Source organism: Pseudarthrobacter sp. RHLT3-21 (assembly GCF_059383495.1).
Genome location: NZ_JBWZCI010000024.1, coordinates 44,905 through 71,451, shown reverse-complemented (window position 1 = coordinate 71,451; position 26,547 = coordinate 44,905). Strand labels below are relative to the sequence as shown.

The 26,547-nt window shown below is 63.1% G+C and carries 29 protein-coding genes; 15 read left to right on the top strand and 14 right to left on the bottom strand.

All coding sequences use genetic code 11. The features are described from left to right. Positions 1 to 256 precede the first annotated feature (256 nt). Positions 257 to 655 carry a cupin domain-containing protein gene (locus tag AC50YA_RS19440; protein ID WP_494983842.1) on the top strand — a complete coding sequence of 133 codons (399 nt, stop codon included), beginning with the start codon at positions 257 to 259 and terminating at the stop codon, positions 653 to 655. 67 nt (positions 656 to 722) lie between these two features. On the opposite strand, the gene AC50YA_RS19435 is transcribed toward AC50YA_RS19440, so the two are convergent. Then, positions 723 to 1,319: a dTMP kinase gene (locus AC50YA_RS19435; RefSeq protein WP_494983841.1), complete on the bottom strand. Its 597-nt coding sequence runs from the start codon at positions 1,317 to 1,319 to the stop codon at positions 723 to 725. A 136-nt stretch (positions 1,320 to 1,455) separates the two neighbouring features. On the opposite strand from AC50YA_RS19435, the gene AC50YA_RS19430 reads away from it, so the two are divergent. After that, on the top strand, positions 1,456 to 1,842 hold the full coding sequence (locus AC50YA_RS19430; protein WP_494983840.1) for a hypothetical protein: 387 nt from the start codon (positions 1,456 to 1,458) through the stop codon (positions 1,840 to 1,842). Between the two features lie 63 nt (positions 1,843 to 1,905). Here AC50YA_RS19430 and AC50YA_RS19425 read toward each other — a convergent pair whose 3' ends face one another. Both AC50YA_RS19425 and AC50YA_RS19420 read right to left on the bottom strand, forming a co-directional pair. Beyond that, a complete protein-coding gene (locus tag AC50YA_RS19425) occupies positions 1,906 to 2,559 on the bottom strand; it encodes a LysE family translocator (protein WP_494983839.1) in 654 nt (217 codons plus the stop codon). A 65-nt stretch (positions 2,560 to 2,624) separates the two neighbouring features. Beyond that, positions 2,625 to 2,963 (bottom strand): hypothetical protein, encoded by a 339-nt coding sequence (locus AC50YA_RS19420; protein WP_494983838.1) that lies wholly within the window; start codon positions 2,961 to 2,963, stop codon positions 2,625 to 2,627. Between the two features lie 299 nt (positions 2,964 to 3,262). Between AC50YA_RS19420 and AC50YA_RS19415 the strand changes: the two genes are divergently transcribed. Next, entirely contained in the window at positions 3,263 to 4,084 is an 822-nt protein-coding gene (locus AC50YA_RS19415) for an NHL repeat-containing protein (protein WP_494983837.1), read from the top strand. A 216-nt stretch (positions 4,085 to 4,300) separates the two neighbouring features. On the opposite strand, the gene AC50YA_RS19410 is transcribed toward AC50YA_RS19415, so the two are convergent. Further along, positions 4,301 to 4,435, bottom strand: a complete 135-nt coding sequence (locus tag AC50YA_RS19410) for a hypothetical protein (RefSeq protein WP_494983836.1) — start codon at positions 4,433 to 4,435, stop codon at positions 4,301 to 4,303. A 194-nt stretch (positions 4,436 to 4,629) separates the two neighbouring features. Between AC50YA_RS19410 and AC50YA_RS19405 the strand changes: the two genes are divergently transcribed. Further along, complete coding sequence (locus AC50YA_RS19405) at positions 4,630 to 5,241, top strand: NADPH-dependent FMN reductase (protein ID WP_494983835.1); 612 nt, start codon at positions 4,630 to 4,632, stop codon at positions 5,239 to 5,241. A gap of 55 nt (positions 5,242 to 5,296) precedes the next feature. Here AC50YA_RS19405 and AC50YA_RS19400 read toward each other — a convergent pair whose 3' ends face one another. Both AC50YA_RS19400 and AC50YA_RS19395 read right to left on the bottom strand, forming a co-directional pair. Continuing rightward, positions 5,297 to 5,770 carry a sensor histidine kinase gene (locus AC50YA_RS19400; protein WP_494983834.1) on the bottom strand — a complete coding sequence of 158 codons (474 nt, stop codon included), beginning with the start codon at positions 5,768 to 5,770 and terminating at the stop codon, positions 5,297 to 5,299. A 128-nt stretch (positions 5,771 to 5,898) separates the two neighbouring features. Next, positions 5,899 to 6,837 (bottom strand): ferritin-like domain-containing protein, encoded by a 939-nt coding sequence (locus AC50YA_RS19395; RefSeq protein WP_494983833.1) that lies wholly within the window; start codon positions 6,835 to 6,837, stop codon positions 5,899 to 5,901. Between the two features lie 243 nt (positions 6,838 to 7,080). Between AC50YA_RS19395 and AC50YA_RS19390 the strand changes: the two genes are divergently transcribed. From AC50YA_RS19390 to AC50YA_RS19375, 4 genes are all read left to right on the top strand, one after another. Next, positions 7,081 to 7,503 carry a hypothetical protein gene (locus AC50YA_RS19390; protein ID WP_494983832.1) on the top strand — a complete coding sequence of 141 codons (423 nt, stop codon included), beginning with the start codon at positions 7,081 to 7,083 and terminating at the stop codon, positions 7,501 to 7,503. Between the two features lie 55 nt (positions 7,504 to 7,558). Continuing rightward, entirely contained in the window at positions 7,559 to 9,307 is a 1,749-nt protein-coding gene (locus AC50YA_RS19385) for an ABC transporter ATP-binding protein (RefSeq protein WP_494983831.1), read from the top strand. After that, the gene (locus AC50YA_RS19380; RefSeq protein WP_494983830.1) at positions 9,304 to 11,361 is read left to right on the top strand and encodes an ABC transporter ATP-binding protein; all 2,058 of its coding nucleotides are present in this window, start codon (positions 9,304 to 9,306) and stop codon (positions 11,359 to 11,361) included. The genes AC50YA_RS19385 and AC50YA_RS19380 overlap by 4 nt, the downstream gene beginning before the upstream one ends. Positions 11,362 to 11,463: 102 nt before the next feature. Continuing rightward, positions 11,464 to 11,643, top strand: a complete 180-nt coding sequence (locus AC50YA_RS19375; protein ID WP_494983845.1) for a hypothetical protein — start codon at positions 11,464 to 11,466, stop codon at positions 11,641 to 11,643. Positions 11,644 to 11,861: 218 nt separating this feature from the next. Here AC50YA_RS19375 and AC50YA_RS19370 read toward each other — a convergent pair whose 3' ends face one another. The 4 genes from AC50YA_RS19370 to AC50YA_RS19355 form a co-directional block, all read right to left on the bottom strand. Further along, entirely contained in the window at positions 11,862 to 12,266 is a 405-nt protein-coding gene (locus AC50YA_RS19370; RefSeq protein WP_494983829.1) for a hypothetical protein, read from the bottom strand. Positions 12,267 to 12,382: 116 nt separating this feature from the next. After that, a complete protein-coding gene (locus tag AC50YA_RS19365) occupies positions 12,383 to 13,195 on the bottom strand; it encodes an AAA family ATPase (protein ID WP_494983828.1) in 813 nt (270 codons plus the stop codon). Beyond that, positions 13,192 to 14,319, bottom strand: coding sequence for a transposase (locus AC50YA_RS19360; protein WP_494983827.1), 1,128 nt, complete (start codon positions 14,317 to 14,319; stop codon positions 13,192 to 13,194). Before AC50YA_RS19360 ends, AC50YA_RS19365 begins: the two co-directional genes overlap by 4 nt. A gap of 338 nt (positions 14,320 to 14,657) precedes the next feature. After that, complete coding sequence (locus tag AC50YA_RS19355; protein WP_494983826.1) at positions 14,658 to 15,266, bottom strand: recombinase family protein; 609 nt, start codon at positions 15,264 to 15,266, stop codon at positions 14,658 to 14,660. A 326-nt stretch (positions 15,267 to 15,592) separates the two neighbouring features. On the opposite strand from AC50YA_RS19355, the gene AC50YA_RS19350 reads away from it, so the two are divergent. The 6 genes from AC50YA_RS19350 to AC50YA_RS19325 all read left to right on the top strand — a co-directional run bounded on the left by AC50YA_RS19350 (position 15,593) and on the right by AC50YA_RS19325 (position 21,753). After that, entirely contained in the window at positions 15,593 to 17,266 is a 1,674-nt protein-coding gene (locus AC50YA_RS19350; protein WP_494983825.1) for a TnsB C-terminal domain-containing protein, read from the top strand. Continuing rightward, positions 17,260 to 18,177 carry a TniB family NTP-binding protein gene (locus AC50YA_RS19345; protein ID WP_494983824.1) on the top strand — a complete coding sequence of 306 codons (918 nt, stop codon included), beginning with the start codon at positions 17,260 to 17,262 and terminating at the stop codon, positions 18,175 to 18,177. The genes AC50YA_RS19350 and AC50YA_RS19345 overlap by 7 nt, the downstream gene beginning before the upstream one ends. After that, the gene (locus tag AC50YA_RS19340) at positions 18,174 to 19,376 is read left to right on the top strand and encodes a TniQ family protein (RefSeq protein ID WP_494983823.1); all 1,203 of its coding nucleotides are present in this window, start codon (positions 18,174 to 18,176) and stop codon (positions 19,374 to 19,376) included. Before AC50YA_RS19345 ends, AC50YA_RS19340 begins: the two co-directional genes overlap by 4 nt. Before the next feature lie 100 nt (positions 19,377 to 19,476). After that, positions 19,477 to 20,088 (top strand): recombinase family protein, encoded by a 612-nt coding sequence (locus AC50YA_RS19335; RefSeq protein WP_494983822.1) that lies wholly within the window; start codon positions 19,477 to 19,479, stop codon positions 20,086 to 20,088. 147 nt (positions 20,089 to 20,235) lie between these two features. After that, positions 20,236 to 21,021, top strand: a complete 786-nt coding sequence (locus AC50YA_RS19330) for a class I SAM-dependent methyltransferase (protein WP_494983821.1) — start codon at positions 20,236 to 20,238, stop codon at positions 21,019 to 21,021. 126 nt (positions 21,022 to 21,147) lie between these two features. Beyond that, entirely contained in the window at positions 21,148 to 21,753 is a 606-nt protein-coding gene (locus AC50YA_RS19325; protein WP_494983820.1) for a class I SAM-dependent methyltransferase, read from the top strand. 520 nt (positions 21,754 to 22,273) lie between these two features. Here the strand turns inward: AC50YA_RS19325 and AC50YA_RS19320 are convergent. Together AC50YA_RS19320 and AC50YA_RS19315 are read right to left on the bottom strand one after the other, a co-directional pair. Further along, positions 22,274 to 22,417: a hypothetical protein gene (locus tag AC50YA_RS19320; RefSeq protein ID WP_463862913.1), complete on the bottom strand. Its 144-nt coding sequence runs from the start codon at positions 22,415 to 22,417 to the stop codon at positions 22,274 to 22,276. 585 nt (positions 22,418 to 23,002) lie between these two features. Beyond that, the gene (locus AC50YA_RS19315; RefSeq protein WP_494983819.1) at positions 23,003 to 23,653 is read right to left on the bottom strand and encodes a hypothetical protein; all 651 of its coding nucleotides are present in this window, start codon (positions 23,651 to 23,653) and stop codon (positions 23,003 to 23,005) included. Between the two features lie 227 nt (positions 23,654 to 23,880). Between AC50YA_RS19315 and AC50YA_RS19310 the strand changes: the two genes are divergently transcribed. Continuing rightward, complete coding sequence (locus AC50YA_RS19310) at positions 23,881 to 24,129, top strand: hypothetical protein (protein WP_494983818.1); 249 nt, start codon at positions 23,881 to 23,883, stop codon at positions 24,127 to 24,129. Positions 24,130 to 24,369: 240 nt separating this feature from the next. Here the strand turns inward: AC50YA_RS19310 and AC50YA_RS19305 are convergent, their stop codons facing one another. Both AC50YA_RS19305 and AC50YA_RS19300 read right to left on the bottom strand, forming a co-directional pair. Beyond that, a complete protein-coding gene (locus AC50YA_RS19305; protein ID WP_494983817.1) occupies positions 24,370 to 25,053 on the bottom strand; it encodes an SMI1/KNR4 family protein in 684 nt (227 codons plus the stop codon). A 464-nt stretch (positions 25,054 to 25,517) separates the two neighbouring features. Next, complete coding sequence (locus AC50YA_RS19300) at positions 25,518 to 26,021, bottom strand: hypothetical protein (protein WP_494983816.1); 504 nt, start codon at positions 26,019 to 26,021, stop codon at positions 25,518 to 25,520. Positions 26,022 to 26,547: the final 526 nt, after the last annotated feature.

Below are 26,547 nucleotides of genomic sequence, written 5' to 3'. Positions count from 1 at the left end.
CGGGCATAGCCCCCAACAGCTGCCCCATCCGGAAACCACGCCGCTACGCGGAGGTAATCAAATGAGGCAACGTATCCGGCTACGCGGAGGTTTTCTATGAGTCAACGCGGTCCATTGACTTGGGGCGCCGTATGGATACGGTTAGAGATACACCTTGTTGGTCTCCGCACTTCGTCGCCGCCTGCCGGCATCCACTTACCACCGCTTGGTCCCAGCCCTAAGCGCCCGCCGAAAATGATCCCTAGGCTGTGTCCCCATGACCGCAAATTTCATTAGAGCCCTGGCTGTAAAATCCCTGGATGTCCCGGATAAAAAGCGGTGTCCGGACAAGGCCGAGTTCGATCTTGTCACCGTCGATGACTACTCCGTGGCCCGCCTCATCCTCGCTCCCGGCTGGCGCTGGTCCGAGTCCGCCAAGCCCACGGAACTGACGGACTTCTGCGAGCACAACCATCTTGGTTACTGTGTCTCCGGCAGTCTGGAGATTCAAACGTCCGACGGCGTGAGGTCCACCATCCATGCCCATGACACCTATGCGCTGCCTCCCGGGCATGATGAGTGGGTGGTTGGGTCCGAGCCGTTCGTCGCCATTGAGTTCCTGGGTACGGCGTCCTTTGGCCGGCCGCGGAGCAGGGGACTGCACGCGCTGATCTGAGCCGGAGCTGGTCTGGGCCGGAGCCGGGCTGAGCAGGGGGTGGTCTGGGCCCGCGCTGGTCTGCGGGCTAAACCGCCACGAGAGTCTCCGCGTGCACCGTCCGCTGGTGCACGATCCGCTTGAGCCTGGCCACAACCTCTTCCGGCGTGCAGTCGGCGTCGAGCTGGACGAAGCCCGGGTATTCCGGCATGGAACGGTAGGCGTCGCGCAGGTCCACCAGGTCAGCCAGCGTCTCCGAATCGGTGCCGCGGGCGACGATGCGCTGGTGTGCCAACGCAGGCTCAACGTCCAGGTGCACCACGGCATCCGGTTCCGGCAAGGACGAAATCAGCCGGGGGAGCAGGCGGCCGCGCGGCAGGCCTTTGGCAGTGCGCAGGGCAAGCTGGCAGTGGAGGTGCCGGTCCATCACCACCAGTCCGTCGAAACGGCTGGCCCGGGCATGGGACACAAGCACGTTGGCCAAACGGAGGGTGGTCTCCACGGCGTCGGCAAGGCGCCGCGGCCAGCGGATGCCCAGCCGTTCGGCCAGCACGGACATGCTCCGCCTGCCGGCGTGGTTGCTGAGCAGCAGGGCGTTTTCGCCGTCTGCCTGGGCCGTATCTACCAAGGCGCGGGCGGCCGTGGATTTCCCTGATCCGTCGATTCCGGTTAAGACAATGAGCACATGGCCTCCTTTCGCCAATGGTTTAACGGAAGGGACAGTGCGATCGTCCCATCATGAGTGGGAGGTCACATTAAACTGGCGTCCGGATGGCGCGTGCAAAAGGCCGGCAGCCACACCAGGGGAATGGGGATCTTCGATGCAGTTAGCCCAGTTTGCCGCGATTACCGCGTGCGTACTTTTGGCCGCGCTCGCGGTTTTTCAGGCCGCCCTGGTCGCGGGAGCACCGCTGGGAAGGTTCGCGTGGGGCGGCCAGCACAACGTCCTCCCGGCCAGGCTGCGGATCGGCAGCGCCATCTCGATCATCCTTTACGTCCTCTTCGCCTATGTTGCGCTTGCCAGGGCCGGCTTGGCGGCTCCGCTGGTGAACCAGGGCTTCACGGACGTCTTCTGTTGGGTACTGACGGCCTATTTCGCGCTGGGCATGGTGCTGAACGTAATCTCCCGCAGCAAGCCGGAACGCCTGGTCATGACACCCACCGTGGTTATCCTGACAGCCCTCTACCTGGTCCTGGCCCTGAACTGAGTGCCCCGGCACCAGGCCCTGAACTGGGCCGGCACTTAGGGCCGGCACACCAGGCGGCCGGTGTCAGTGCCGTGGTTCGAGGGCGAGCCTCAGCCCGAAGCCGATCAGGACGGTGCCGGTGATGCGGTCGATGATCCGGAGGCTTCGGGCGCTTTTCAGCCATTTCGAGGCGAAGCTGGCTCCGAAAATCAGGAAGGTCAGCCAGGCCAGGCCCAGGACGCAGTGGACGCCGGCCAGCAAAATTCCCATCAGCAGCGGAGGCGTGCCCGGCGGGATGAACTGGGGAATTGTGGCGATGTAGAAAACGCCGACCTTCGGATTGAGCAGGTTGGTGCCCGTCCCGGTCAGCCAGCCCTGGACCAGGTGATGGCGGGAGGCGGCGGGCACCCCAACGTCGGCAGCAGGCGCAGCGGACGACGGGTCCTTGGCCCGGCTCTTCCACAGCAGGGAAGCGCCAAGCCAGACCATGTAGGCGGCACCGGCGATGGTCAGCGCCCGGTACGCCAGTTCCGATGCGGCCAGCAGTACCGAGACGCCCACAGCTGCCGCGATTCCCCACACCATCAGACCGGTGGAGATGCCCAGGGCCGTAGCGAAGGCGAAGCCGCGGGTCCTCGCGAGGGAGGACCGGAGTACCAGCGCCGTGTCGATGCCCGGAACCAGCGTCAGCAGTCCGGCCACAAGGCCGAACGAAAGCAGTGACTGATAGAGATCCACGAGCCAAGGATAAGCCGACGACGGCGGCCAACCGGCCGCCGTCGAACGTTAACGCAGGAGGCGTCTTAGCTGCAGTGCTTTGTGAAGGCGGCGCCGGCTTCCTGGTACTCAGCCTCCAGCTCGGCGAGCTTGGCCTCGTCCGGGGCTTCCTTGGCGGACTCGTCGGTGAACTCGATGATGGATCCGAGTGCAGGCTTGAGGTCATCCGATGCCACGGCTTCGATGGGCCGGATCTGGTTGGCGAGGCGCACCAGGCCGGTCTTGCCCACGTTGTTCGCGGGGTTCGACAGGACAGCCTTGACGCGGTCGCAGGTTTCGGGGGTGGAAAGTTTGGTGGGCGTGGTGCATGCAGAGGCGGAAAGCACGAGGCCGGCAGCGATCAGGGCGGTGGCGAGTTTCTTCATGGGTCCCTCAGTAGTTGATTGAGGTTTCGATTGTAAGCAGAGACCGCGGCAGCTTGCCGATCGCCGGGCTCCGGACTCTGGCGGGCCGGTTCTCGGGGTGCATAGACTGGCAGGACAATCGTGCGGGCCTGCCGCAGGTTGGCCCGTGCGGATCACTCAAATTCGAGGAAGAATCGTGGCCCGCACAACCCAGAATTCAGGAAAAGTACAGCGCCGTACCGCCATTGGGTTTATTGCACTCATGGGGCTGTTGGCACCTGCGCTCTTGGCCTCCGCCTCGCCGCCGGCAGACTCAGTCATTGTGCTCAAGGGCGCCACCTCCGCCGAGGGCCCTCGCCGCAGGCGAGGGAACCACCTTCTACGCCGGCGACCTGGCCCTTGGAGACATCTACCGCGGCGACATCCGTAAAGACAAAGCGCGGTTGTTTATCGACGTATCGGACTTTGATTCGCAGCCCAGGGCCGCCGTCGGTATGAAGGCCGATACCCGCAACAATCTGCAGTTCGTAGCGGGCGGCGGCACCGGCAAGGCCTTCGTGTACAACACCGAATCGGGCGAGCCCGTTGAGGACTTCACGCTCGCTCCTGGGTTCATCAACGACGTCACACTGACCCGGGATGGCGCCTGGTTCACGAACTCCGCCGCCGGTGAGCTCTACTTCCTCCCGGTGGGGTGGCACGGAAAGCTCGGTGACGTGCAGACCCTGCAGCTGCAGGGACCGGCGGCAGAGCTGACAGGGCCCTTTAACCTCAATGGCATAGCTGCTGCGGATGATGGCCGTGTGCTGATCGTGGCTCACTCGAACAACCGGGCCCTGTACACCGTGGACCCGGAGACCGGTAAGAGCGCGAAGATCGAGGGCGTGGACGTGGAGAATGTTGACGGCATCCTGGTCCGGGGCCGGACGGTCTGGGCTGTTCAGAACTTCCTGAACCAGATCAGCCGCATCAGGCTCGCCGAGGATCTGTCCTCCGGCGAGGTCAGGGAGGTCATCACCAGTCCCGCCTTCGATGTTCCCACCACGATTGCGCGGTTCGATGACACGCTGGCCGCCGTGAATTCGCAGTTCAACCAACCGGCCAGTCCCCATGAAGTGGTGCTGGTGCCGGCCCGCAATTAGGCCGCTGAGGTTAGGACGGTGCTGCCCCGCATGACCGGTGTGGGGCAGCACCGCTCTTGCGGGGACCGGCAGCTGATGCAGGGCAGCTGATGAGGGGCAGGGCCGCCGCGCCCGCTGATGCCGCGTACGACGGCGGGTGGTGGCGCTTGCGGGTCGCGCGCACGTTGGTGGTGCGCCCGTATCGTAGCCGGGGCGCGTGGGCCAGGGGGAAGCTGGTCAGTCGTCGTCCGTGTCTGCGCCTTCGGCGGGCTCCTGCGAGTGCATGCGGATGTCGGTGGGATCCGCGGTCTCGTCTCCTTCGGCCGGAGCCTCGCTGTGGATGCGCTGCGCCGCTACTGGCTTTTCCTTCATGTCAACCGCTCCCATGGTGTGTGGAATGTGCCTCAATCATCATTCAGCGCCTCCCGAAGCGGGGTGTCAACAACCCGTGAAGACCTCTGGCTGTGGCGGCGGTTTTGTGCTCGACCGGTGGGGCACTGTGCCCGCTTCACCCGCCAAAGCTCTCTGGCCAGCCGGTCACGCCGGCTGTGGGAAGGAATCATCGCATGGCAACGTTTCAGATCGGATATTTCGTCGGGAGCCTGGCTTCAGGCTCCATTAACCGCACCCTGTCGCAGGCGCTCATCAAACTGGCGCCGGACGATCTTGATTTCACCGAGATCCCCATCAGGGACCTGCCCCTCTACAGCTATGACTACGATGCCGATTTTCCGCCGGCAGGCCGCGCCCTCAAGGAAGCGATCGAGGCCTCGGACGGCATCCTGTTTGTGTCCCCCGAATACAACCGCTCCATTCCGGGAGCCCTCAAGAACGCCATCGACTGGGGATCCAGGCCCTGGGGCACCAACTCGTTTGCGAGGAAACCCACCGGCATCATCGGAGCATCGCCGGGCAGCATCGGGACGGCTGTTATGCAGTCCTCCATGCGCAGCGTGCTCAGCTTCCTGGACGCGCCGCAGCTGAACGCCCCGGAGGTCTACATCCAGTTCAAGCCGGAAACTTTCTCCGACGACGGCGACGTGCGGGATGAGGGCACCGCCAAGTTCCTGCGGCACTACATGGAGGAATACAGCGCCTTCGTGGAACGGGTGCTGGCAGCGAACGCACCGGGCCACATCGGTGACCCGGAGCCAGATCCGGACAAGTTGTCCCCGTGAGCCAGCCTCGCTACGCCTGTCGCGGTAAGGCAGCCGGTTTGCCGCGGTATGGGCGTCAGTCCAGGGGAAGGGTTACCGTCACGGTGGTGCCCTGCCCTGGCTTCGAACAGACGCTGACGGTGCCGCCGGCCTCGTGCACTGCCACGGACATCAGCCGCAGCCCGTAGCCGTGGTTCTTGCCGCTTAACGCGAGTTCGCAGTCAAAGCCCGTGCCGTCGTCGGACACCACAAGGCGGATGCCGTGGCCAACCGCGGATAGCTGGACGGTGAGCTCGGCGGCGTCGGAGTACTTGAAGGCGTTGCTCAGCGCTTCGCGGGCCGACTGGTAGAGGAGGGATGCGCAGTCCGCCGGGATCTCGATGCCCCAGTGCGGAGTATCCCAGCGGACTGCTGTTCCTTGCTGACGGAGAGGGCCGGTCAACCGGTCAATGCAACCGGCCAGCCCCAAGGTGTGGAAGTCGAGCGGGTGGTGATCAGTGATCACTCCACCTACCGCGACGACCTCGTCCAGAGCTGATTCGTTCCCCATGAATCTTCCTGCTTCCCCGCCGTTTTTCGTGGTGATAGATCCAGCGTGGACCGCCAACTGCATGGGTTGCGAAGGGTTGGCTCAAGTTTGGATCAATTTTTTGGGCGCAACGATTGGCGGGGCGGAAACTAGTTGGCCGCGCTGGTGTTGATCTGGCCGTTGACGCCATCCGGGAAGAACCCGCCTTCGCGGACGGCCTTGGAGGTGAGGTAGGCGATATTCAGGACCTGTCCGGGGCTTCGGCTGAAGGCGATCCCGTTCGCATCGGTGGGGACGAGGTTGGCGGTTTCTGCGGTGCCGATTCCCTGGTCCAGATCACGGGATCCGTCCAGGCTGTCCCGCGCATCCGAAATGGCCTGTGCCGGCGCTTGCAGTCCACGGGCGTAGAGGGTGGTTCTGATAATGCCGGCGTGGTAGGCCTCGACGGCGAGGATGCCAGCGGCGGCCTCAAGATAGGTTTTGTTATCGATCAGCGGGGCAGCTCCTTTGTACGCGGTCACTCCGACGTCTTCGAAGATGAAGGCGCCCAGGAGGAAACTGGTTTCGTCGGCAAAGGGGTTGAAAGTCTGGCCGGGCTTGATCAGGCCCGCGGCCATTGCTGCCGCGGTAAAGCTGGCGTCTAGATCGATGTCTGGCCGTGCAACGGCCGCTTTACCCAGGGCGCTACGCAAGAACCGGACGTGGGACTCTTCGTCGGCGGCGATCTCGCGGGCGTACTTCTGGATCAGACTGCCTGCCGTAAAGGGCACTTGGCGGCCACCGGTCACGCCCCCCTTGCGGCCTTTGCCGTCCGTGAGCGTATCGTCCAGGCCCCGGCCTGTGACGGCCCGCAGGTAAAACTCAGCCTCGAGGTATTCCAGGTTCAGGGCGAAGTTGAGGATCGCGCCGTCGCTGGGTCCTTGGCCGGATGGCCCGGAATCCGATGAGGCCAGCGCCGGCGGACTGGAAAGGAGGGCAGCGGCACCCCCGATTCCCGCGATGCCGGCAGCCCGGAAAAGACGGCGCCGGTCCAGCGGATTCTCGGCGCTGCGGCCCATGGCATTGGTAATGAATTTCTGATCAAACATTGGTGTGCTCCTGTCATGCGTACTTTTCTGAGACCATGACACCCGGACCGAGCTCCGGCCGGGTCGCCATCTGGAGGATCAGCCCAGTGCTGAGCCCTTGGGGGTGGATAACGATGGCGATACAGGAGATTCGTTGTGATCTGCACCACGGATGGGTGGCTGGTGGAAAATTCCGCAGCAACGGATCGCGGTTGATCCCCGTTGACCGTGGCACAGAGGGGAGGAACGGGATATCTTCAACGCATGAGCCGGATCCGGTGGGGCGACGGGGCCTGGGCGCTGCTTGTCCTTCTCTCGGCGGTGTTGATGGCCTGCGGGCTGGCGGACGCGTTCACTTTCCTCATCGAGCCGCCTACCTATGCGTCGGGGCACCGGCTGGTGCTGTTCGGTTCCCTGGCCTTTGCCGGAACCGCGGTGTGGGCGAGGCGGCAGGGAAGGCCTGTCTGGGTTTCGGTGTTGACGGGCCTGCCCGCGGTGGTGGTTGGCGGGCTCGCCCTGCAGTTTGAGGATGGCGGCTGGGGCGTCCTGGCCGGCTACTTCCTGGTCCCCGCCGCACTGATCGCGATGCTGGTTGAGCTGGTGGACCCGTACGACGCCGGCCTGGCAGCGACCGACGAATTCCCGCCAAATTTTCCGCGCCGTTCCCAGCCTCCGGACGTAAACTGACCTTCGCACCACGTCTAGTTCGAACGTCCAGCGGGACAGAACCTTTGGAGCCGCCATGCTCTGGAAACTGCTTGTCGAATACCTGCGACCGCACCGGCAGCTGCTGATCGCCGTCGTGATTTTCCAGCTGGCGCAGTCCATCGCGTCGCTGTACCTGCCCACGCTGAACGCGGACATCATCGATGAGGGCGTGGCCAAGGGGGACACCGGCGTCATCCTCAGCCTGGGCGGCCTGATGCTGGGAATCACGCTGCTGCAGATCGTTTGCTCAGTGATCGCCGTGTACTTCGGGGCGAAGGCGGCCATGGGGGCGGGCCGGGACCTGCGCGGGGCCATCTTCACGCGGGTGGGGGAGTTCTCCGAGCAGGAAGTCACGAAGTTCGGCGCGCCCAGCCTGATCACCCGGTCCACCAACGACGTCCAGCAGGTCCAGCAGCTGGTGCTGATGGGCGCCACTATGATGGTGGCCGCGCCCATGCTCGCCATCGGCGGCGTGATCATGGCCGTGCGGCAGGATGTGCAGTTGTCCTGGCTGATCGCCGTCGCCGTGCCGGTCCTCATGATCGGGGTGGGGCTGATCATCATCCGGATGGTGCCGCTGTTCCGGAAGATGCAGAAGCGTATCGACACCGTGAACCGGGTCCTCCGCGAACAGCTCACCGGCATCCGCGTGGTGCGCGCGTTCGTCCGCGAGGACATCGAGAGCGCCCGCTTTGCCCAGGCCAACGAGGACGTCACGGACACCGCGCTGCGGGCCGGCCGGCTGATGGCGCTCGCGTTCCCCGTGGTGATGCTGGTGCTGAACGTCTCGAGCGTGGCCGTGATCTGGTTCGGGTCGTTCCGGATCGAGGACGGCTCCATGCAGGTGGGCACGCTCATCGCCTTCCTGAGCTACCTGATGCAGATCCTGATGTCCGTCATGATGGCCACCTTTATGGCGGTGATGATCCCGCGCGCTGCAGTCTCGGCGGACCGGATCGGCGAGGTGCTGGGCACCGAGTCGAGCGTCCGGCCGCCGCTGCATCCCGTGAGCAGCGCGGTCTCCTCCGACGGGCACCGCCGCGGGCAGCTGGAAATGCGCGACGTCGGATTCGCCTACCCGGGTGCCGACCAGCCTGTCCTCTCCGGGATCAGCTTCACCGCCAGAGCAGGGCAGACGACGGCGATCATCGGCAGCACGGGTGCAGGGAAGACCACCCTGGTGAACCTCATGCCGCGGCTGTTCGACGCCACCACCGGATCGGTGCGGATCGACGGCGTGGACGTTCGCGAGCTGCACCCCGACCTGCTCTGGGGGCACATCGGCCTGGTCCCCCAGCGGCCCTACCTGTTCAGCGGCACCGTCCGCAGCAACCTGCAGTACGGCAAGCCGGACGCCACCGAGGACGAGCTTTGGTCCGCATTGCAGATTGCCCAGGCGCGCGACTTCGTGGAGGAGATGGAGGGTGGCCTGGATGCGCCCATCTCCCAGGGCGGCACCAACGTCTCGGGCGGGCAGCGGCAGCGGCTGGCCATCGCCCGGGCCCTGGTGAAACGGCCCGAGCTGTACATCTTTGACGACTCGTTCTCCTCGCTGGACACGGGCACCGACGCCCGGCTGCGCCAGGCCCTCAAGCGCAACACCGCCGGCGCCACGCTAGTGATCATCGCCCAGCGGGTCTCCAGCATCGTGGACGCGGACCAGATCTTAGTGCTCGACGACGGCAGGATCGTCGCCCGCGGAACGCACGGGGAGCTGCTGGAGACGTCCGAGACGTACCGGGAGATTGTTTCTTCCCAGCTGGCAGCGGAGGAGACGGTATGAGCACGCAGAACCGGCCGACGTCGGGCGCCTCCCACGCTGCCGCTAACCGCACCGCCGCCCCCGGCGGAACCGCACCGGCCTCCAAAACCGCTACTGCCGACGTCGTACGCATTCCCCGTCCGGCGGGCGGACCGGGACGCGGCGGACCGTTCGCGGGGATGAACGTCCCGGCGGAGAAGGCGATGAACTTCGGGCCGTCGGCGAAGCGGCTGCTGGGCACGCTGCGGCCGGAGCGGGCGTGGCTGCTGCTGGTGCTGATCATGGGGGTGGCCAGCGTGACGCTCTCGGTGATCGGGCCGCGGCTGCTCGGGGAGGGCACCAATCTGATTTTCGCCGGGGTGGTGTCCCGGCAACTGCCCGCCGGGGTGACCAAGGAGCAGCTGATCGCGCAGCTGCGGGCGGCGGGGGAGAACCAGAAGGCGGACATGCTGACGCCCATGGCGCTGACGCCGGGGCAGGGGATCGACTTCGCGGCGCTGTCCAGCGTGCTGCTGTGGGCGCTGGTGCTGTACGTGCTGGCGTCGGCGTTTATGTGGGTGCAGGCGTATGTGCTGAACGGGGTGGTGCAGCGGACGGTGTTCGGTCTGCGCGGGGAGATCGAGGCGAAGATCCACCGGCTGCCGCTGCGGTATTTCGATTCGATCCAGCGCGGTGAGCTGCTGAGCCGGGTCACGAACGACGTGGACAACGTTTCCCAAAGCCTGCAGCAGTCGATCAGCCAGGCGGTCACGTCGGTGCTGACGGTGGTGGGTGTGTTGGTGATGATGGTGATCCTCTCGCCCACGCTGGCGCTGATCGCGCTGGTGACCGTGCCGCTGACGCTGGGGATCACGGCGCTGATCGCCAAGCGCTCGCAGAAGCTGTTTGTGGCGCAGTGGAAGCATACGGGGGAGCTGAACGGGCAGATCGAGGAGACGTATACCGGGCATGCGCTGGTGAAGGTCTTTGGCCGGCAGCGCGAGGTGGAGGAGCGGTTCCGGCAGAAGAACGTGGAACTGTACGACGCGAGCTTCGGCGCGCAGTTCATTTCCGGGCTGATCATGCCGGCCATGACGTTCATCGGGAACCTGGTGTACGTGGGGATCGCGGTGGTGGGCGGCCTGCAGGTGGCGTCCGGGGCCATGCAGCTGGGCGACGTGCAGGCGTTCATCCAGTACTCGCGGCAGTTCACCATGCCGCTGGCGCAGCTGGGGTCCATGGCCAACCTGCTGCAGTCCGGGGTGGCGTCAGCCGAGCGGGTGTTCTCGTTGTTGGATGAGGACGAGGAGTCGGCTGATCCTGTTGGCGGGGTTTCGCCTAATGGTGCGGGACGGGGGCGGCTGGTTTTTGAGGACGTCTCGTTCTCCTACTCACCGGACAAGCCGCTGATTTCTTCGCTTTATTTGGTTGCGGAGCCGGGGCAGACGGTGGCGATTGTCGGGCCGACCGGTGCGGGCAAGACCACGCTGGTGAACCTGATGATGCGGTTCTACGAGCTGGACGGCGGGCGGATAACGCTCGACGGCGTGGACGTCACCTCAGTGCCGCGGCGCGAGCTGCGCACGCGGCTGGGCATGGTGCTGCAGGATACGTGGCTGTTCGGCGGCACCGTCCGGGACAACATCGCGTACGGCCGGCCGACTGCCACCGAGGAGGAGATCCTGGAGGCGGCCCGGGCGACGTACGTGGACCGGTTCGTGCACTCGCTGCCCGAGGGGTACGACACGGTTTTGGAGGACGAAGGCTCCAATGTGTCCGCCGGCGAGAAGCAGCTGCTGACGATTGCCAGGGCGTTTTTGGCGCGGCCTTCTGTTTTGATTTTGGACGAGGCGACGAGCTCGGTGGACACCCGGACCGAGGTGCTGGTGCAGAAGGCGATGCGGGCTTTGAGGAGCGACCGCACGAGCTTCGTGATCGCGCACCGGCTCTCAACGATCCGCGACGCCGACCTCATCCTGGTGATGGAGGCCGGGCAGATCGTAGAACAGGGGACGCACGCTTCCTTGCTTGCTGCGGGCGGAGCTTACGCGCGGCTGTATGAGGCGCAGTTCGCTGCTCCGGTGGCGGAGGTTTGACTATGTGAGACTGCCCACTACCTCAGCCTGATCTTGGCAAACTCAACTTCTATGTGACCCTCGTCGACGACGTGCTCCGGCGCGAGCACCACAACGAGGCCGCTGGAAGACTCTGGGGGCCTCCCCGGACACGAAAGGAGGGCCCTCGCTGACCCGACGCATCCTGACCACACCGAATATTTGGAATGGGTCGCGGCGGTGACAAACTTTAACGGACCGTTCGACCCAGACCTTCTAGCCATCGCCGAGGTGAACCGGACGCTCGCCAACGGAGGAATCTGATGGCTCTGAAGGCCCAGTTGGCAGCTCTGACGTTCCAGCCCAAGTTGTCCAGCCACTGTCTGGACAATTGTTTGAGCCTAACCCCTGCTGCCACTTTGTGGCTCGTTGGCCCGGCAGCTTCCAGACAAGGCGCGATGGGATGCAGTGGGCGGCGCCTTGCGCACTGATTCCCCGCCTAACACGCATCTACATATGCGCTGCATTTTCGGGGCACTCTGTCAGATTGGCATCTGAGACTGTGCAGCAGAAGAGTGCAGGAATCGACTTTTGGACTCTATTCTGACGATATTGCGGGGGCTGCCTGACGTCAGGTTCGGGTGTGCCCTAAATTCTCCGGGCTTAATGTGTGTGATCAGCAGACCCGAGTGATTGCCGGGATCGGAGACGCCGGGAACCATGTTCCGGAAAGCGTCGTAGTCCAAGATCCCGCTGGTACGACTGATGAAGTACCGGTGGAGAAGATTGATTTCGTCCTGCGGTGTCCTCATCCACTGTCCGCCGTGGCGTTCACCATCCCACTTCAGCGAACGGTATTCCGCCGGAATGTCCACCGGCAGTGTTGTCCCCGCGGATGAAGTAAGCGCGTTAATGACGTACATGCCCTCGGAGGGCACGTAGCGCATCCGAATTCTGCCGGACGTGTCCTTTGTGTTGGCGATCTTTTTTGCGGCGTCCTGTGTGAGGACTATGTGTGACTATTCGTTCAGAATGGCGGTTTTTTCACTGTTCGATTGGCGGTTTAGCTGATACCGATGACGAGGGTTGAGCGCGCCGCTTCGATGACGTCGTCCGTGATTGTCGTTAGTTCGTTGATTTTCATGACGCGTTCCACCTGGGTGAAGAGCCGGTCGATGAGGCGGAAGTTGCCCCGGGTAATCCGCGCAACGGCGGCGACAGCCTGGGCGTCCGTGAAGTCGTCTGGATCCAGGGTCTGGCCGAGTTTGTGCCAGCGGCGGTCCAGGACGAAATGCAGTTCTTCCTGGGCGAGCGGACGGTATTCGTGGGCGAAACCAATCCTGCTGTAGAGCTGCGGGTAGCGGCTGAACCATTTTTCAATTCCGGGCATGCCGATAAGAATCAAGGCGGTATTGTCCCGGTCATAGCGGTCACGAAGCAGTTCCAGGGCCGTGGCGCTGAGCCGCTCGGATTCATCAACGATCAGCAGCTCCACATGCTTGCTGGCCCTCGTATGAGGGCCTGTCCTCTTGCCGATCTTTTCCAGGTGCTGGTCTACGCAGATCGATACTCGGGCACTGATGTGGTCGAGTTCGGCATGCATTTGCTTGGGTGTGGTGAAGACTGCAGGAGTGTAGAAGACGGTTCGTGCCCGCGCCAGGGCTGCGTAGATTTGGTAGTCGGAGTCGTCCCGGGGACCCCACTGTTCGAGAAGGTTTTCCGCTTTGTGCCAGTTGGCGTAGCGCCGGGCGGAGAGCGTCTTGCCGATTCCTGCCTGGCCGAAGCAGATTCCGATGGTGCGCTGACGACGGACCGCGTCCGCGAACTCCATGAACCGGCGGTGCTCCTTCGTGGCAATGAAGCCCTGTGCAGTCATTGGTCATCCTCCAGGTAGGTGCGGAGTTTCGGGCGTTTCCTTGGATGAACGGCCGGATCCGATTCTGGGGTGCGTCTCTGAGATGACAGTTCCGGCAGATGTTGAGCGACGACAGCGACGCGCTGGTTGATCTGTCCTCTGAGTTCACGGCGGCGGGTCGAGCGTGCTGACTGAATGTCTTTGAGGGTCAGGGTGGACGTTTCGTGGTCTGGGTCCACGGCTTTGCAGATGAACTGGCTTTTGTGGAAGATGCGGACCTCGGTGATGTCCCGGGGGTCGTAGCGGACGATAACCGGTTCACGGACATAGGCGGCCAGGAGTGGGGAAACATATCTCAGTCCCTGGAAGTGCACGCCGTCGCGGTGCACGATCCTCGGTTTGGCGACCGTCAGCAGCAGCAGGTTGAGCTCATCAATCGTCGCTGGGAGGCGCGGTAGCCAGCCGTCTCCGGCCCAGGCCTGCTGCGGGGTGGTTCGGATTTCGGGGTGGTCACGCTGGTGATACTGTCCGGTGACAAAGCCGTGGAGTGCTCTGTCGAGGTCCTTCAGCGTCAGAACCGGGGCAGGCCGTCGCTGGCCTTCCGTCATGTGGCCGGGCAGCTCGGCGAGCAGCTCGGTATTGACCGTTCCGAAGAAACGCTCGATCTTTCCCCGTCCCTGGGGCCTGGCGACGGTGGAGTAGACAATCTCGAAGTGAAGGTCCTTAGCCGTCTGCGAGAGGTGCTGGCTGGTGAAGTCCGATCCATGGTCCACATAGAGAACGTCGGGGATCCCGCACATCGGCCAGCCAGGTCCTTCCTTGGGCCAGATGGCCTGCCGGATTGCCAGGGCGGTGTTCATGGCGGACGGTGCTCCGAGGAAGACCGTGTATCCGCAGATTGCCCGTGAATGATCATCCATGACCGTGGTCAGCCAGGGCCGCGCTGGCATCAGGTTTGAGTCCATAACGAGGATGTCCAGTTCAGTATGGTCGGCCTGCCAGATGGCATTCGCACGCTGTGCCCGGTGCCGCCAGATGAGTTCGTATGAATCCCGATAACTTGCCGAGCCTTTGTGCGCCAGGGTCGTCATCCCCGGATCCAGGTTCGAGACGATCGAGCGGACCGTGGTGTAGGAAACAGGCACCCACCCTGTTCGGCGGCGACTCTGTGAACCTTTCGGGTAATGGCCGCGATGGTCAGGGCTGGTTTCACCAAGGCCAGTCCTTCGATAAGGGTGACCATCTCCGGATTTGCGCGGCGTCTGGGAGTTGGCGCCGCCGTGGCGAGGCCGGTGATGCCTTCACGCTTATAGGTGGCGTGCCAGCGCTGCAGGGTGCGCAACCCGATGCCCGTGTCACGGGCAAGAGCTGTCAGCGATGGCCCCGTCTTCCACGTGATGTTGCAGGATCTCCCAGCGCGCAGCTGGTTTCAGTCGGGAGGGCGAGGCGGTGTCTCCGGTCATGGTTGCACCGCCCCTGTTGCCTAGACCGACCTGGTAGGCGAGGCAGTGCGCCGGCGGGACGGTGTCGGGGCCGGGTCCCGGCGCAGGGCCCGGTACACGGTGGTCCGGCTGACGCCGAGGACCTCGCCGATCTTCTCAACCGTCATGTCCTTCTGCTCATACATCCGGCGTGCGGTCCTGAGTTTGTCCTTGGTCAGCAGCGGAGGCCGGCCGCCAACGCGCCCGCGTGCCTGTGCTGCCTGAAGCCCGGCGTTGGTCCGTTCACGAATCAGGTCCCGCTCGAATTCCGCCAGTGCGGCGAACACATGGAAGACGAGCCGTCCGCCTGATGATGTGGTGTCGATTGCCTCCTGCAGGGAGCGGAATCCGATGCCGCGCTCCTGCAATGCCGCCAGCTGGTCGATCAGGTGCCGGATGGACCGGCCGAGCCGGTCCAGTCTCCACACCACCAGAGTGTCGCCGGGACGCAGCTGATCCAGAACCTTCGTCAGTTCAGGCCGGGACTCCAGAGACCCGGAAGCCGTGTCGGTGAAGATCCGGTAGCAGCCGGCCGCCTTCAACGCGTCCTGCTGCAAGGCCGCGTCCTGATCCCCGGTCGATACCCGGGCGTAGCCCAACAGATGTCCCATCCGCACAATGTATCAATACCCGCCCGGGCGGGGAAGAACCGGCACATAGAATCCGGCACTGAGTTTCGCTACAAAAATCGGGGGTGCAGCCAATCCTTTGTGTCATTTTCCGAAGGCGAGTGCACGAATGTCCGAAGTCCTGCTCACCGAGTGTTTTTGTCAACAGTGGTCAGCACGGAATTTCAGGAGACCTCAGCACAGTCCGCCGGTCCGTACCCGATAATCCTTGATTTCCTGCCGGTACGGAGAGGATCGTTGGACGTGGCCCGGTACGTGAGGTCGCGGCGTCGCCCGTAATTAAGTCCGCTGCACGAGTAGGGACTGGCATGGAACCGGAATCAACACCGATCAGTGGGCACGGTTTGCTGACCATGCCGGATGCGGTCTGGGAACTGGCACGCCGGCGGGCTGAAGTCATCGCGCCGTTGGCGGGGTTGAGCATCATCGGTAAACAGGCGGTCGACGAAGCTTCCCGGGAGCTGGGTATCTCCAGGCGGCATGTCTATCTGCTCATTAGACGCTACCGTGAGGGCAGCGGCGTGGTGACGGATGTTGCCCCCGGACACTCCAGCGGAGGCAAGGGCAAAGGCCGGTTGCCTGAACGCGTCGAGGCCGTGATTGACGAGCTGGTCCGTAAGCACTACCTGACGCGGCAAAAGATTTCCCGGGCGGCGTTCTATCGCGAGGTCGTTCAGGCGTGCCGGACCCGGGAGCTTCCTGTGCCGGCGCTGAATACTGTCACTCGCAGGATCGCCCGGCTGCATCCGGTGGAGGTCAGGCGCAGCCGCGAGGGTAGGGACGCCGTCCGGCCCTTGCAGTCGGCCGGCGGAATGGTCCCGGATATTGTGGCGCCGTTGGACCAGGTGCAGATTGACCACACCGTGATTGATCTGATCGTCGTCGATGACCGGGACCGGCAGCCCATCGGCAGGCCCTACCTGACGGTTGCCATCGATGTTTACAGCCGGTGCCTGCTGGGAATGGTCGTGACCCTGGAGGCGCCGTCGTCGGTGTCGGTGGGCTTGTGCATCGCGCATATGGCCTGCGACAAGCGGCCCTGGCTGGAAACACTGGGCGTGGACGCGGCCTGGCCGATGAGCGGCAAACCTCGCGCACTCTATTTGGACAACGCTTCGGAATTTAAGAGCGAAGCGTTGCGCCGCGGCTGCGACCAGCACGGCATCAAACTCAGCTACCGGCCACCGGGCCGCCCGCACTACGGCGGCATCGTGGAGCGCATCATCGGCACGGCCATGCAGCGGGTCCATGAACTGCCCGGGACGACCTTCTCCAACCCCGGCCAGCGAGGCAGTTACGATGCCGACAAAATGTCCGCCCTGACCTTGATAGAGCTGGAACGCTGGCTGACGTTCGCGGTCGCCGGCTACCACGGCAGCATCCACGGATCCCTGAACCAGACACCGGCCGCGCGCTGGGATGAAGGCGTGAGGGAGTTCGGAGCGCAGCCTGTCGTTGCGCACCCCGCGGCGTTTCTCGTCGATTTCCTGCCGGTCATCCGGCGCAGAATCACCCGGACCGGTTTTGTCATCGACCATGTCCATTACTTCGCGAACGTGCTCAAGCCGTGGATTGCGCGGCGGGACAGGGAGGAAAAATTCATCATCCGGCGGGACCCGCGGGACATCAGCAGGGTCTGGGTGCTGGAACCGGAGGGAACGGCCTATGTGGAAGTGCCGTACCGTACGGTCTCCCATCCGGCGGTGACGTTGTGGGAACACCGGCAAGCACTGGCGCGGCTCCGTCAGCAGGGACACGACCAGGTCAACGAGGAAGCACTGTTCCGCATGATCGATCAGATGCGCGAGATCACCGCCACGGCGCAACGGGCAACCCGCAGATCACGCCGGGACCTGCAGCGGCGGCGCCACCTCCATACCTCCGGGACCGCGAAGACCCAGGCGGCGCCCCCGGATGAGATGCTTCCGCCCACGAATGACACCGCAGCAGCCCGTCCTTTTGACGAGGTCGAGCAGTGGTGAACATCGATGACTACCCTCCGCCGGATCTGTCCCACCTCCAGCCCTGGGCCCAGACTATGGCCCGCCTGCCGGCGGAGGAAAGGATCCGGCGCATCAGGGCTGACCGCTGGATCGGGTACCCCCGGGCGGTCCAGACCCTCACCCGGCTCGAAACACTCTATGACTGGCCCGGCAAACAGCGCATGCCCAACCTTCTCCTGATCGGACCGACGAACAACGGCAAGTCCATGATCATCGAACGGTTCCGACGCCAGCACCCGCCACACTCCGGCGCGGACCAGGAACACATCCCCGTGCTGTGCGTCCAGATGCCCTCCGAACCGTCCATCCCGCGGTTCTACACGGCCGTGCTCGCCGCGCTCGGTGCGCCGACGGGACCGCGCCGGCGCGTAGCCGACCTGGAACAGCTCACCCTTGCCGTGCTGCGTCGGGTCGGGGTGCGGGTCCTGGTGATTGACGAACTGCATAATGTCCTGGCCGGCCGGGCCGATGTCCGGCGCGAATTCCTGAACCTGCTGCGCTTCCTGGGAAACGAGCTGCGTATCCCGCTGGTGGGGGTCGGCACCCGTGAGGCCTATCTCGCCATCCGTTCCGATGACCAGCTCGAAAACCGGTTTGAGCCCATGACGCTGCCCTTGTGGGAGGCCAATGCAGACCTGTCGTCCCTGCTGGCCAGCTTTGCCTCCTCCTTCCCGCTGCGCCTGCACTCAAATCTGGCGACCGATGACATGGCCCGCTACCTCCTCACCCGCAGCGAGGGCACCATCGGGGAGCTCACATCGCTCCTGACCGAAGCCGCAGTAGCAGCCGTAGACAGCGGCGAAGAATCCATCAACCACCGGACACTGACCCTCGCCGACTACGACGGTCCCAGCGTCCGGCGCCGGAAGTTCGAACGCGAACTCAGATGAGACCCCCGGAACGCTGGCCCCTGCACCCGGCACCTGCAGAAACGGAATCGCTGTCCTCCTGGCTGCGGCGGATCGCCACCAGCTACGGGCTGCACTCGTACGAGCTGCTCGAACACGGACTCGGCCACCGGGAACTCAGCGACCCCGAGCTGGATCTGGACCCGCCGACGCACCTGCTCGAAGAGCTCGCCAAGCGCTCCGGTCTTGACCAACACCGCGTAGACGCCATGACCATGGCCGGATGGGTGCCTTGGCTCTTCGACAGCCTCGTCCCTGCCCCCGGCGCCTACGAAACCTATGTGCACCAGCTCTCGGTGCTCCTGCCGCCCAAGCGGCGTAATATCTACGCCCCGCGGAAGTGGCTGCCATGGCTCCCGGGCACCGGGGCGCGGCGGGGATGCCCGGACTGCCTGGAATCCAGCCCGACGGTACTGCTCTTCTGGCAATTGCCGGTCATGGCCAGCTGCCCGGTACACGGGCGCCGGCTCGAAACCTACGAAGGGCGTCCGGCGGACTACATTCTGTGGGCAACTCCCGCCCATGACCGGCGGGCGCTTCCGGAGTCGTTGTCCCTCATGGACCGGCGCACCTGGCAGGCGATAACGACCGGTTCCGTTGACCTGCCCCGGTATCCGGTTCACGCCGGCATCTGGTTCCGGCTGCTGCGTACCCTCCTGGACGAACTCACCACAGCCCAGGGACGATATGGCCGGCAACTGGACGACGTGCGTCGTGTCTGGGAACACTGCGGTCACCCGTTCCGGGCAGGGCTGTATTCGTGGCAACCGTTCGAAACCCTCCATTGGACCGCCCAGCAGCAGCTGCTCGAAGCAGCAGCAGTCGCGATGGAACTGATCGAAGCCGGCTCACTGACTGCCCGGGGAACCTCCGCGCACCTCCTCAGGCCGGAACCCTCCTCCAACATCGGCGACGGAACCCGGCCTGCCCCACTGACAGAAACCGCCGACGCACAAGAGAAGCCGACTCTGGACGTGCTCTGGAAACGGGCATTGGATTCACTGGACGCCGCCATCGCAGCAGCGAAAGAAGACCCGGTCGTCGCGAAGCAGCTCTTCGACGTCGCACGGTACGGACTCCGGAATGAAGAATCCGTGCGCGCTCTCCGGGAAACCTTCGTCGAGCTTCAGATACCCCTCGACTTCCTGTCACAAACAAAAGATCAGCAGCCCTTTGCATGACTTAGAATAAATAACGGGTTAAGTGACATCTTCAGATTCCGCGACATTTGGAATCACGCTGTCACTTAAACGAACGTATAAATGACGGAGGGGAACTGCTGTGCTCGTCGGATACATGCGCGTCTCAAAGGCCGATGGGTCTCAGACCACGGACCTGCAGCGCGACGCACTCCTGGCCGCCGGCATCGGCACGGATTTCCTCTACGATGAACGGGCCTCGGGGAAAAAGGATGACAGGCCGGAGCTGGCTGCCTGCCTTAAAGCCCTGCGCCACGGCGACACGCTTGTCGTCTGGAAACTCGACCGGCTTGGCCGGGACCTGCGCCATCTGGTCAACATCGTCCACGAACTGACCGAGCGCGGCATCGGCCTGAAGGTACTCACCGGCCAGGGTGCCGCCATCGACACCGCCACAGCCTCCGGAAAGCTCGTCTTCGGAATCTTCGCTGCCCTCGCCGAATTCGAACGCGAACTCATCTCCGAACGCACCCTCGCCGGCCTCGCCTCAGCCCGCGCCCGCGGCCGCAACGGCGGTCGCCCCTACAAGATGACCTCCGCCAAGCTCCGGCTCGCTATGGCCTCCATGGGCAAACCCGAAACCAAAATAAGCGACCTTTGCACCGAACTCGGCATCACCCGCCAAACCCTATATAGGCACGTATCACCCACCGGGGAACTGCGACCCGACGGCGAAAAGCTGCTGTCCCGGTAGACGCCTTCTGTCCGATCCACTGAGGGAGGACCTTCCGTCCCTTGCTGGCGTCATCGCCAAGTACTCATGCGATTTGGAGGCCGCTGGCAGCTGACGGAGTCAACCTTCGGGACAGGCTCTAATCAGAGACTCGTTAGGCTGGCAGGCATGGATCAGACCCCAGGCGCACCAACAATTCCAAGGCGCACCGCCACACTACATAATGATGTTCGCCCTGTCTGGTCGGCGGATGTGATTTCCTGGCTGCTCGGATCGCCCGCGCGCGAGCACCGGCTATCCGTCCTGGATCTCGGGGCCGGAACCGGACTGGGAACTCGGACCATCGCAACCCTCGGACATGCTGTCACGGCCGTCGATACAGCCAGCGGCATGCTCTCCGTCCTCAAGAAGGTACGTGATGAACTCCCGCCCGACGTCGCCGCCCGCATCACCGCGGCCACCGGCTCGGCGGAAGACATCCCCTTGACGAACCAGAGTGTCGGCGCAATCACCTGTCTCCAGGCCTGGCATTGGGTGGACCCAGCACGGGCAATATCTGAATGCGATCGAGTGCTCACACCAAACGGCACGATTGGGCTGGCCTGGCATACATGGGACCGCACCAGCGCGTGGGTTCAGGATCTGGCGGCAATCGTCGAGCCGGACGGAATGCCCGCTGACCAGACCCAAAGCGTACCCGCAGACTTTGCCGGACGAGGCGCTTTTGAACGCAAGGAGTTCCGCTTCAACTACGAGCTGCGTGTCGACCAACTCGTTCAACTTGCCAGCTCCTGGGCTTTCGTTTCGAGGAGGGCTGACCACCGTTCCGTCTTGTCAAAAATCCGGCGCTTGGGAGAACAAGCGGCGTCACCGGACACAGGCGTTGTGAGCTTTCCTCACATCACGGCCGCTTATCGTCTGCAGAAAGGTGCCGGAACGAGGCAGCGGATTTAGAGCCCTTCAGTCGCCGGCGTCTCCACCCCATGGACCTGCACCGTTTTCGCGCAGGACCATGACCGCCAGGCGCTGACAGTCACAGCCACGGGCCTTGCCCACTGGGCTGTCTCATAGGGTGGCAACATGATGGATGCACAAGTCGAGGCCGCCTACTCAAAGCGTGCGGTGGAATACGTTGCCAGATTCGGATCGGTGGAGACCACACATCCAGCTGATCGGCAGCTCATAGCTGATTGGGTCGCGCCATTAGTGGGGCCGGTGATAGACGCGGGATGCGGACCCGGGCAGTGGACCAAGTTCCTCGCCGGCCAGGGGGCCGACGTCGAAGGAATCGATTTGGTGCCGTCGTTCATTGAACAAGCGAAAATTCGATTCCCCGGCATCCCGTTCCGGGTAGCCTCCCTCACAAGTCTTGGGGTCCCGGAAGGCCATGCGTCCGGCATCCTTGCTTGGTATTCACTGATCCACTTGGAACCCGACCAGGTTTCCGCTGTTCTCGAAGAGCTGGCGCGGCGGTTGGCTCCCGGTGGAAGTCTCCTAATTGGTCTATTTGAAGGGGACAAAGTGGAGAGGTTCCCACACGCTGTAACTCCTGCATACTCATGGCCAGTGGAAGATTTCACCCGGATGCTAGAGGCGGCCGGCCTCGAGAAGGTTGCGCATGAGAGACGAACTGACCCTGGTCATCGGCCGCATGCCGCAATCAGCGCACGCCGGAGCTTTTCATAAGTTTGGCGATCACACATGTCTCACTTCCCAGGCACTGAGGCGGCCCCCCGTATGACTCGGCCGAGTATCACTCCCTTCGCCACCGATGGATCGTGAGCGGATCCAACGATATTAGGGCGTCGTTCATTCTGGCCATGTCCTCACTAAGACTTGCCCGCTCGTCACGCCGGGGCGGGGCGGGGAGCTAATGAAGGAGTGCAGACGACTTCTGACATTCAGCGCAGACGACTTCTGAAAATGACAGATTTCACAGGAATCAGGATCCGGAGGCACAGAGCCAGTGAGACGTCTCGATTCCCAAGGGTTATGTGACGCGCCCTGGGACCACTCAGCGCAAGTAGGAGAGATCCGGGTCCAAGTCGATCTCAATCCCGATCTGTGGGCGTCGCTGCTGCGACATTTGGCCATAAGCCCCGACCGCACCCAGCTGGTTCTCCTGGCCCACCTGCGCGACATCCAAGATCCGAACGATCTGCCACCCTCTTAGGTCAGGGTGCAGACGACCAACTTAGAGGAATGATCAGGGGTTCTCGGATCGCCTGGCCTTCACGCGTTCCAGACTCTTGCGGAGGCTGCCCTTGGCTGAGGGCCTTCGGCGATCGAACAGCTGCTCCAGGAACGTAAGCGCAACCACGATTAGCTCGAGGATGAAGTCAACGATCATGCGAGTCCCGTCTTTGGCCAAGAATCTGAAGCACTGTTGAGGTCAGCCTGTCCCAGCTTCCTCACGCTGGCAACTCCGGGGGTCACATTTCCGCTCGCAACAACGACGGGTTCCCCGCTGTCTTGCTGTAGCCTGCATCTTCTTCATTCGCCCAGCCTTATGTAAACGGAACCGCGCAAAACCGCCATCTCAAGCTGCGATTTAACTGCCATTCCGAGTTAACAGTCACAGCGGGGGCTGCCACTTTTTCTTCATTGAGCCAATTTTCCGCGGCAGGACGTCGCGCCACTTCGATGAGCTATCGATCTCGGGATTCTCGATTCGATGCTTTCTCGGAATCCTTCGTTATTGATAGCGAACGACTGCTACAGCGGAAGAGACAACGAGGTTTGTTGTTGCGGACGCACAGACAGTGGGTGAGGACCATCCAAGCGCAGTTGCCTGCATTCAGAACTGAGCTGCTGCGGAGTTCTCGGACAGTGGGCGCTGCCGATCTCGGCGGTCAACCTTCGTCCCCAGGCTGCGCGGCTCCTCCGGGGCAGCCGCGCAGCCTGTGGTCGACGGATGTGTTACTGATTCCGTGGATTACCGGCTTTGGCTCAGCTGGCCGCAGGCTACCGGCAGTGTCGCCCAGGCCGGAAGTCCGGGCAGGGACGCAACCGTGGTTGGCAGCGGGTCGGTCGGATTGATGCCGTGGATGACCACGTGCCGATCCCCCAGCTTCAGTGCCTGCTTGAGTTCTGATTGCAGGTGGGACTTGGAGGCCTCTTCACTGTAGTGGTAGCTGCCGGACGCGTCCGCCACCGGGAAATCGAGTGAGGGCGCGAAGCTGTTCAGGTCGCTGTCCAGGGAGATCAGAATCGGCCCATACTTGGGCAGACCTTCGATAACGTCCACGAAGCTGTCGTGATTCACGTCATCGCTGGCATTGGGGCAGGTGGTCCCGGCGTGGATGTGCTGCGGGTGGAGCGTTCCGGCGGTGACCCCTTGGACGTCCACAGTGACGGTTATATCGTCACCGTTGACTGTGATGACAGCGGTCCCGCTCGCTGACGGAATCGTGTAGGTTGTGCCGGAAACAGTGTGCGCGCCGGCGTTCAACGGTGACAATTGAGCTACGAATTCCTGGTTCGGCACCGACTTGTTGCCTGGCCCGGAAGCCGCAGGTGCCCCTGCCGCGGTGAGCAGGACAAGCCCCACCGTCACTGTCCCGCACAATACTGCTGATCTGCGCATGATGTCTCCTCAAAGGATCACCGTCTCGCCATAGCCTCATCCAGTGGCGGGTCCGGCTTGCACTCAAGGAACGGCGCCAGCCCATGCGGGGTGACGACCGCCCCCGGCATGTAGCCTGAAAATACCATACAGCGGGGGTCGCAGGCGATAGCCCCGGCCCGGCAACGACAAAAACTGTTCGAGGCAGAAGCAGGTCCAAGGAAAAATTAGGGACACGACACCCTCCGGTGCACATCGAAGCACTCATCGAGGTGCTGGACGCAGCGGGAACCCCACCCAAAGACGGTTGGCTGGTGACCTCCACCCACTGGCAGAACCTCTTGTGCGACGGGCAGGACGGATGCTGCCCCGCCTACCCGCTGGACATCATCACGGACAGCGCCCTGAACGCCGAGATGGTCTACCGCGGCAGCCCCTACAACCAGAGCGCGGGCGCGACCTACGCCCCCTTACGGACAGCCGAATCTTTCTCCTAGTCCGACTCGATGTGTCTCATAACTCCTGTGTCCCAAATCCCTAGCGATGCAAGACAGCCCACGGACACAATGGGCGGCTGTGCAGACGGCTTTGGACATTCCGTGCAGCCGACTTCGAAAACTGACACTTTGGACGAGTTGGCTGGTTTGTAGCTAATACGGTCGTTTTAGACATGCGGCTATGCCCCACTTAGAGGTCCGCCTTCGAGCCCACGGAACCTCAGCTGCCCCGGGTCCAGGTTATCGTTCCCATTCGTATTCCCAGTTCAGGCGCCCGTTTATCACGGACGGCCTGGCTGAGAATGCTAGTCGTCCTGTTCGCAGACCGGACAGAGTATCGTCCAGGTGCTCTTCAACGGATGACCAGATGGCGGGGCGGTAATCCGCCAGATCCTTCTGATATTCGCGGACGCAGCCGTGCTCCGCGCCTGTCCTGAGATCGACGAAGAGAAGGTCGCCGCTGTTGTTGTCTGCGATCGGCAGGTATGAGGAGATGAACATGCCGGCAGTCGTGCCGGCGTCGAGGCCTTCAACTCTGGCTGCGTCATAGGGTTTCGTAGGTTCAGGATGAGTGCTTTGGGCTACCAGGTTTCGGGTAAGTGGGGACCTCATGTGCCGTTCAAATTCCGCATTCGCCTCTGCCGAAATTTGCGCCCAGATGCTCAGCAGCATCTGCCGCTTTTCCTCCGCTTCGGCCAAGGACAGTGGTCGATAGAGCGGAAAAATATATCCCGCCGTTGACGGTTCTGCACCATCGAATAGACGGTACAGCGTCGACAGATCGCTCGGCCAACCGTTCGGCGCGGCCTGTTCAAACGAGCGGATGAAGGATTCCGGTACAGGGCCCCGTATGGTTTTGGCTGTCACCGGTGCGTTGATGTTCAGCCAGCTGACAATGCCTGTCCAGAGTTCCGATGTCCCCATGGGTCGAATCTACGCGCCTTGGTCCTTCTCCGCAGGCTCGATCTCAGACTAGAGCAGGTGTCTGGCGATTGAGTCTCGTCAGACCGTTTTTTGAGGGTCAGAATTGCGCCGCTGTTCGCACCGCACCGCCTGCGGTGTGACCAGCAAACCCCGGTCCGGGGACTGCAACGGCGGGCACCGGATGTCGCCGAAGGAGCAGAAGACGCAATATTGGCGGCGCAGGGCTTTTGAAGAATCTCTCCGGGCGGGCATGAGAGGCCTGCCGGCCCAACTCAGCAGCCGGCCGTGCAACGCTGGCTGGTAGTCTACTGAGCCCAACCGCAGAACGCCCCCGTCCAGAAATGTCTGAGCGGGGGCCTTCAAGCCGTTAGGCCGTCTTTGACGCGGTCACGGGATACTGGCCAGAGCCGTGGCCTGAACGATTTCAGAGCGAGGCTGCTGTGTCCAGGAAACCTCTATGGATGTTACGGTGCGAGCGGGTTGGTGTAATTGAAGGTACCGGGGAATGAGGTACTGGCACCGGACGTCGTGTCGGTGATCACCACGTTCGAGTAGGTGACGGAGACGAAGGTGACAGTCTGCCCTGGAGGGCAGCTGAAGCCCAGCGCCGTGGCGCTCGGTGGAGTCAGTGTCAGTGATCCGGTGATGTTCCCGTTTTTGTCAGCCGTGAACGTTCCGCTCGTGCTGACGTCCGTTTTTGTGGTGGTCTTGTTCGACGCTTTCGGGTTGTTGCCGCCGCCGTTGACGCACTCGTAGGTCGTCACTGCCGTCGCCGAGACCGTGACGGTCTCGACGGCGCCGGATGACAGACCTGCTTCCTTGAAGCTGACGACCAGGCTCGAGCCCGAGAGAGTCGCGCTTGTCGCGTGCTTAATGAAATGAGGACTTCCGGCAGCCGTTGCCGGGCTGCTGAACAGGAATAGCGCCGTAACGAGGGCGGCGATGATTGCAAAAATTCGCTTGTACATCAATGTCTCCTGTAGCAAAAGTGGTCAGACTTGGCCTCCGCTAATCAGCGGGGGAAAAGGACCCCCAGCCAGTCCCAACAGTTGCTCGTCGGGTTTCTGCTCTCAGCAGTCCCGACCCCTCAAGACAACACCTTCCGGACCGGTACCACAAGAGCACGCACTTCGTCCCGATTTTTAGCGAAGTCCCCAGCTGCGGCCACAGGAACGAAGCTCAATGGGAGGCATCCTGTTTGCTCGTCTCGTCTCGCCGTCCTCGGTGGCGGCTGGCTGCTTTCAGGGCAGGGATGTTGAATCGAAGAACCGGTATTCCGTCGCGGTGGGGGCGGGGACTGTTCCGGCTGCCTCCGCTCTGTTTCGGATAAAATCGGAACGACAAACCGCCATTTCAAGCTGCGATTAACCGCCATTCCGGGTTAACAGTCACAGTTCAGGGCAGAGGAACAAGATTCCTCAGCGGCGAGGCTGAAGTTGTTCAGCGCGTAGTTCAGCACTAGGGAAAGGGATTCTGCTTCCACAGTGTCCGCGT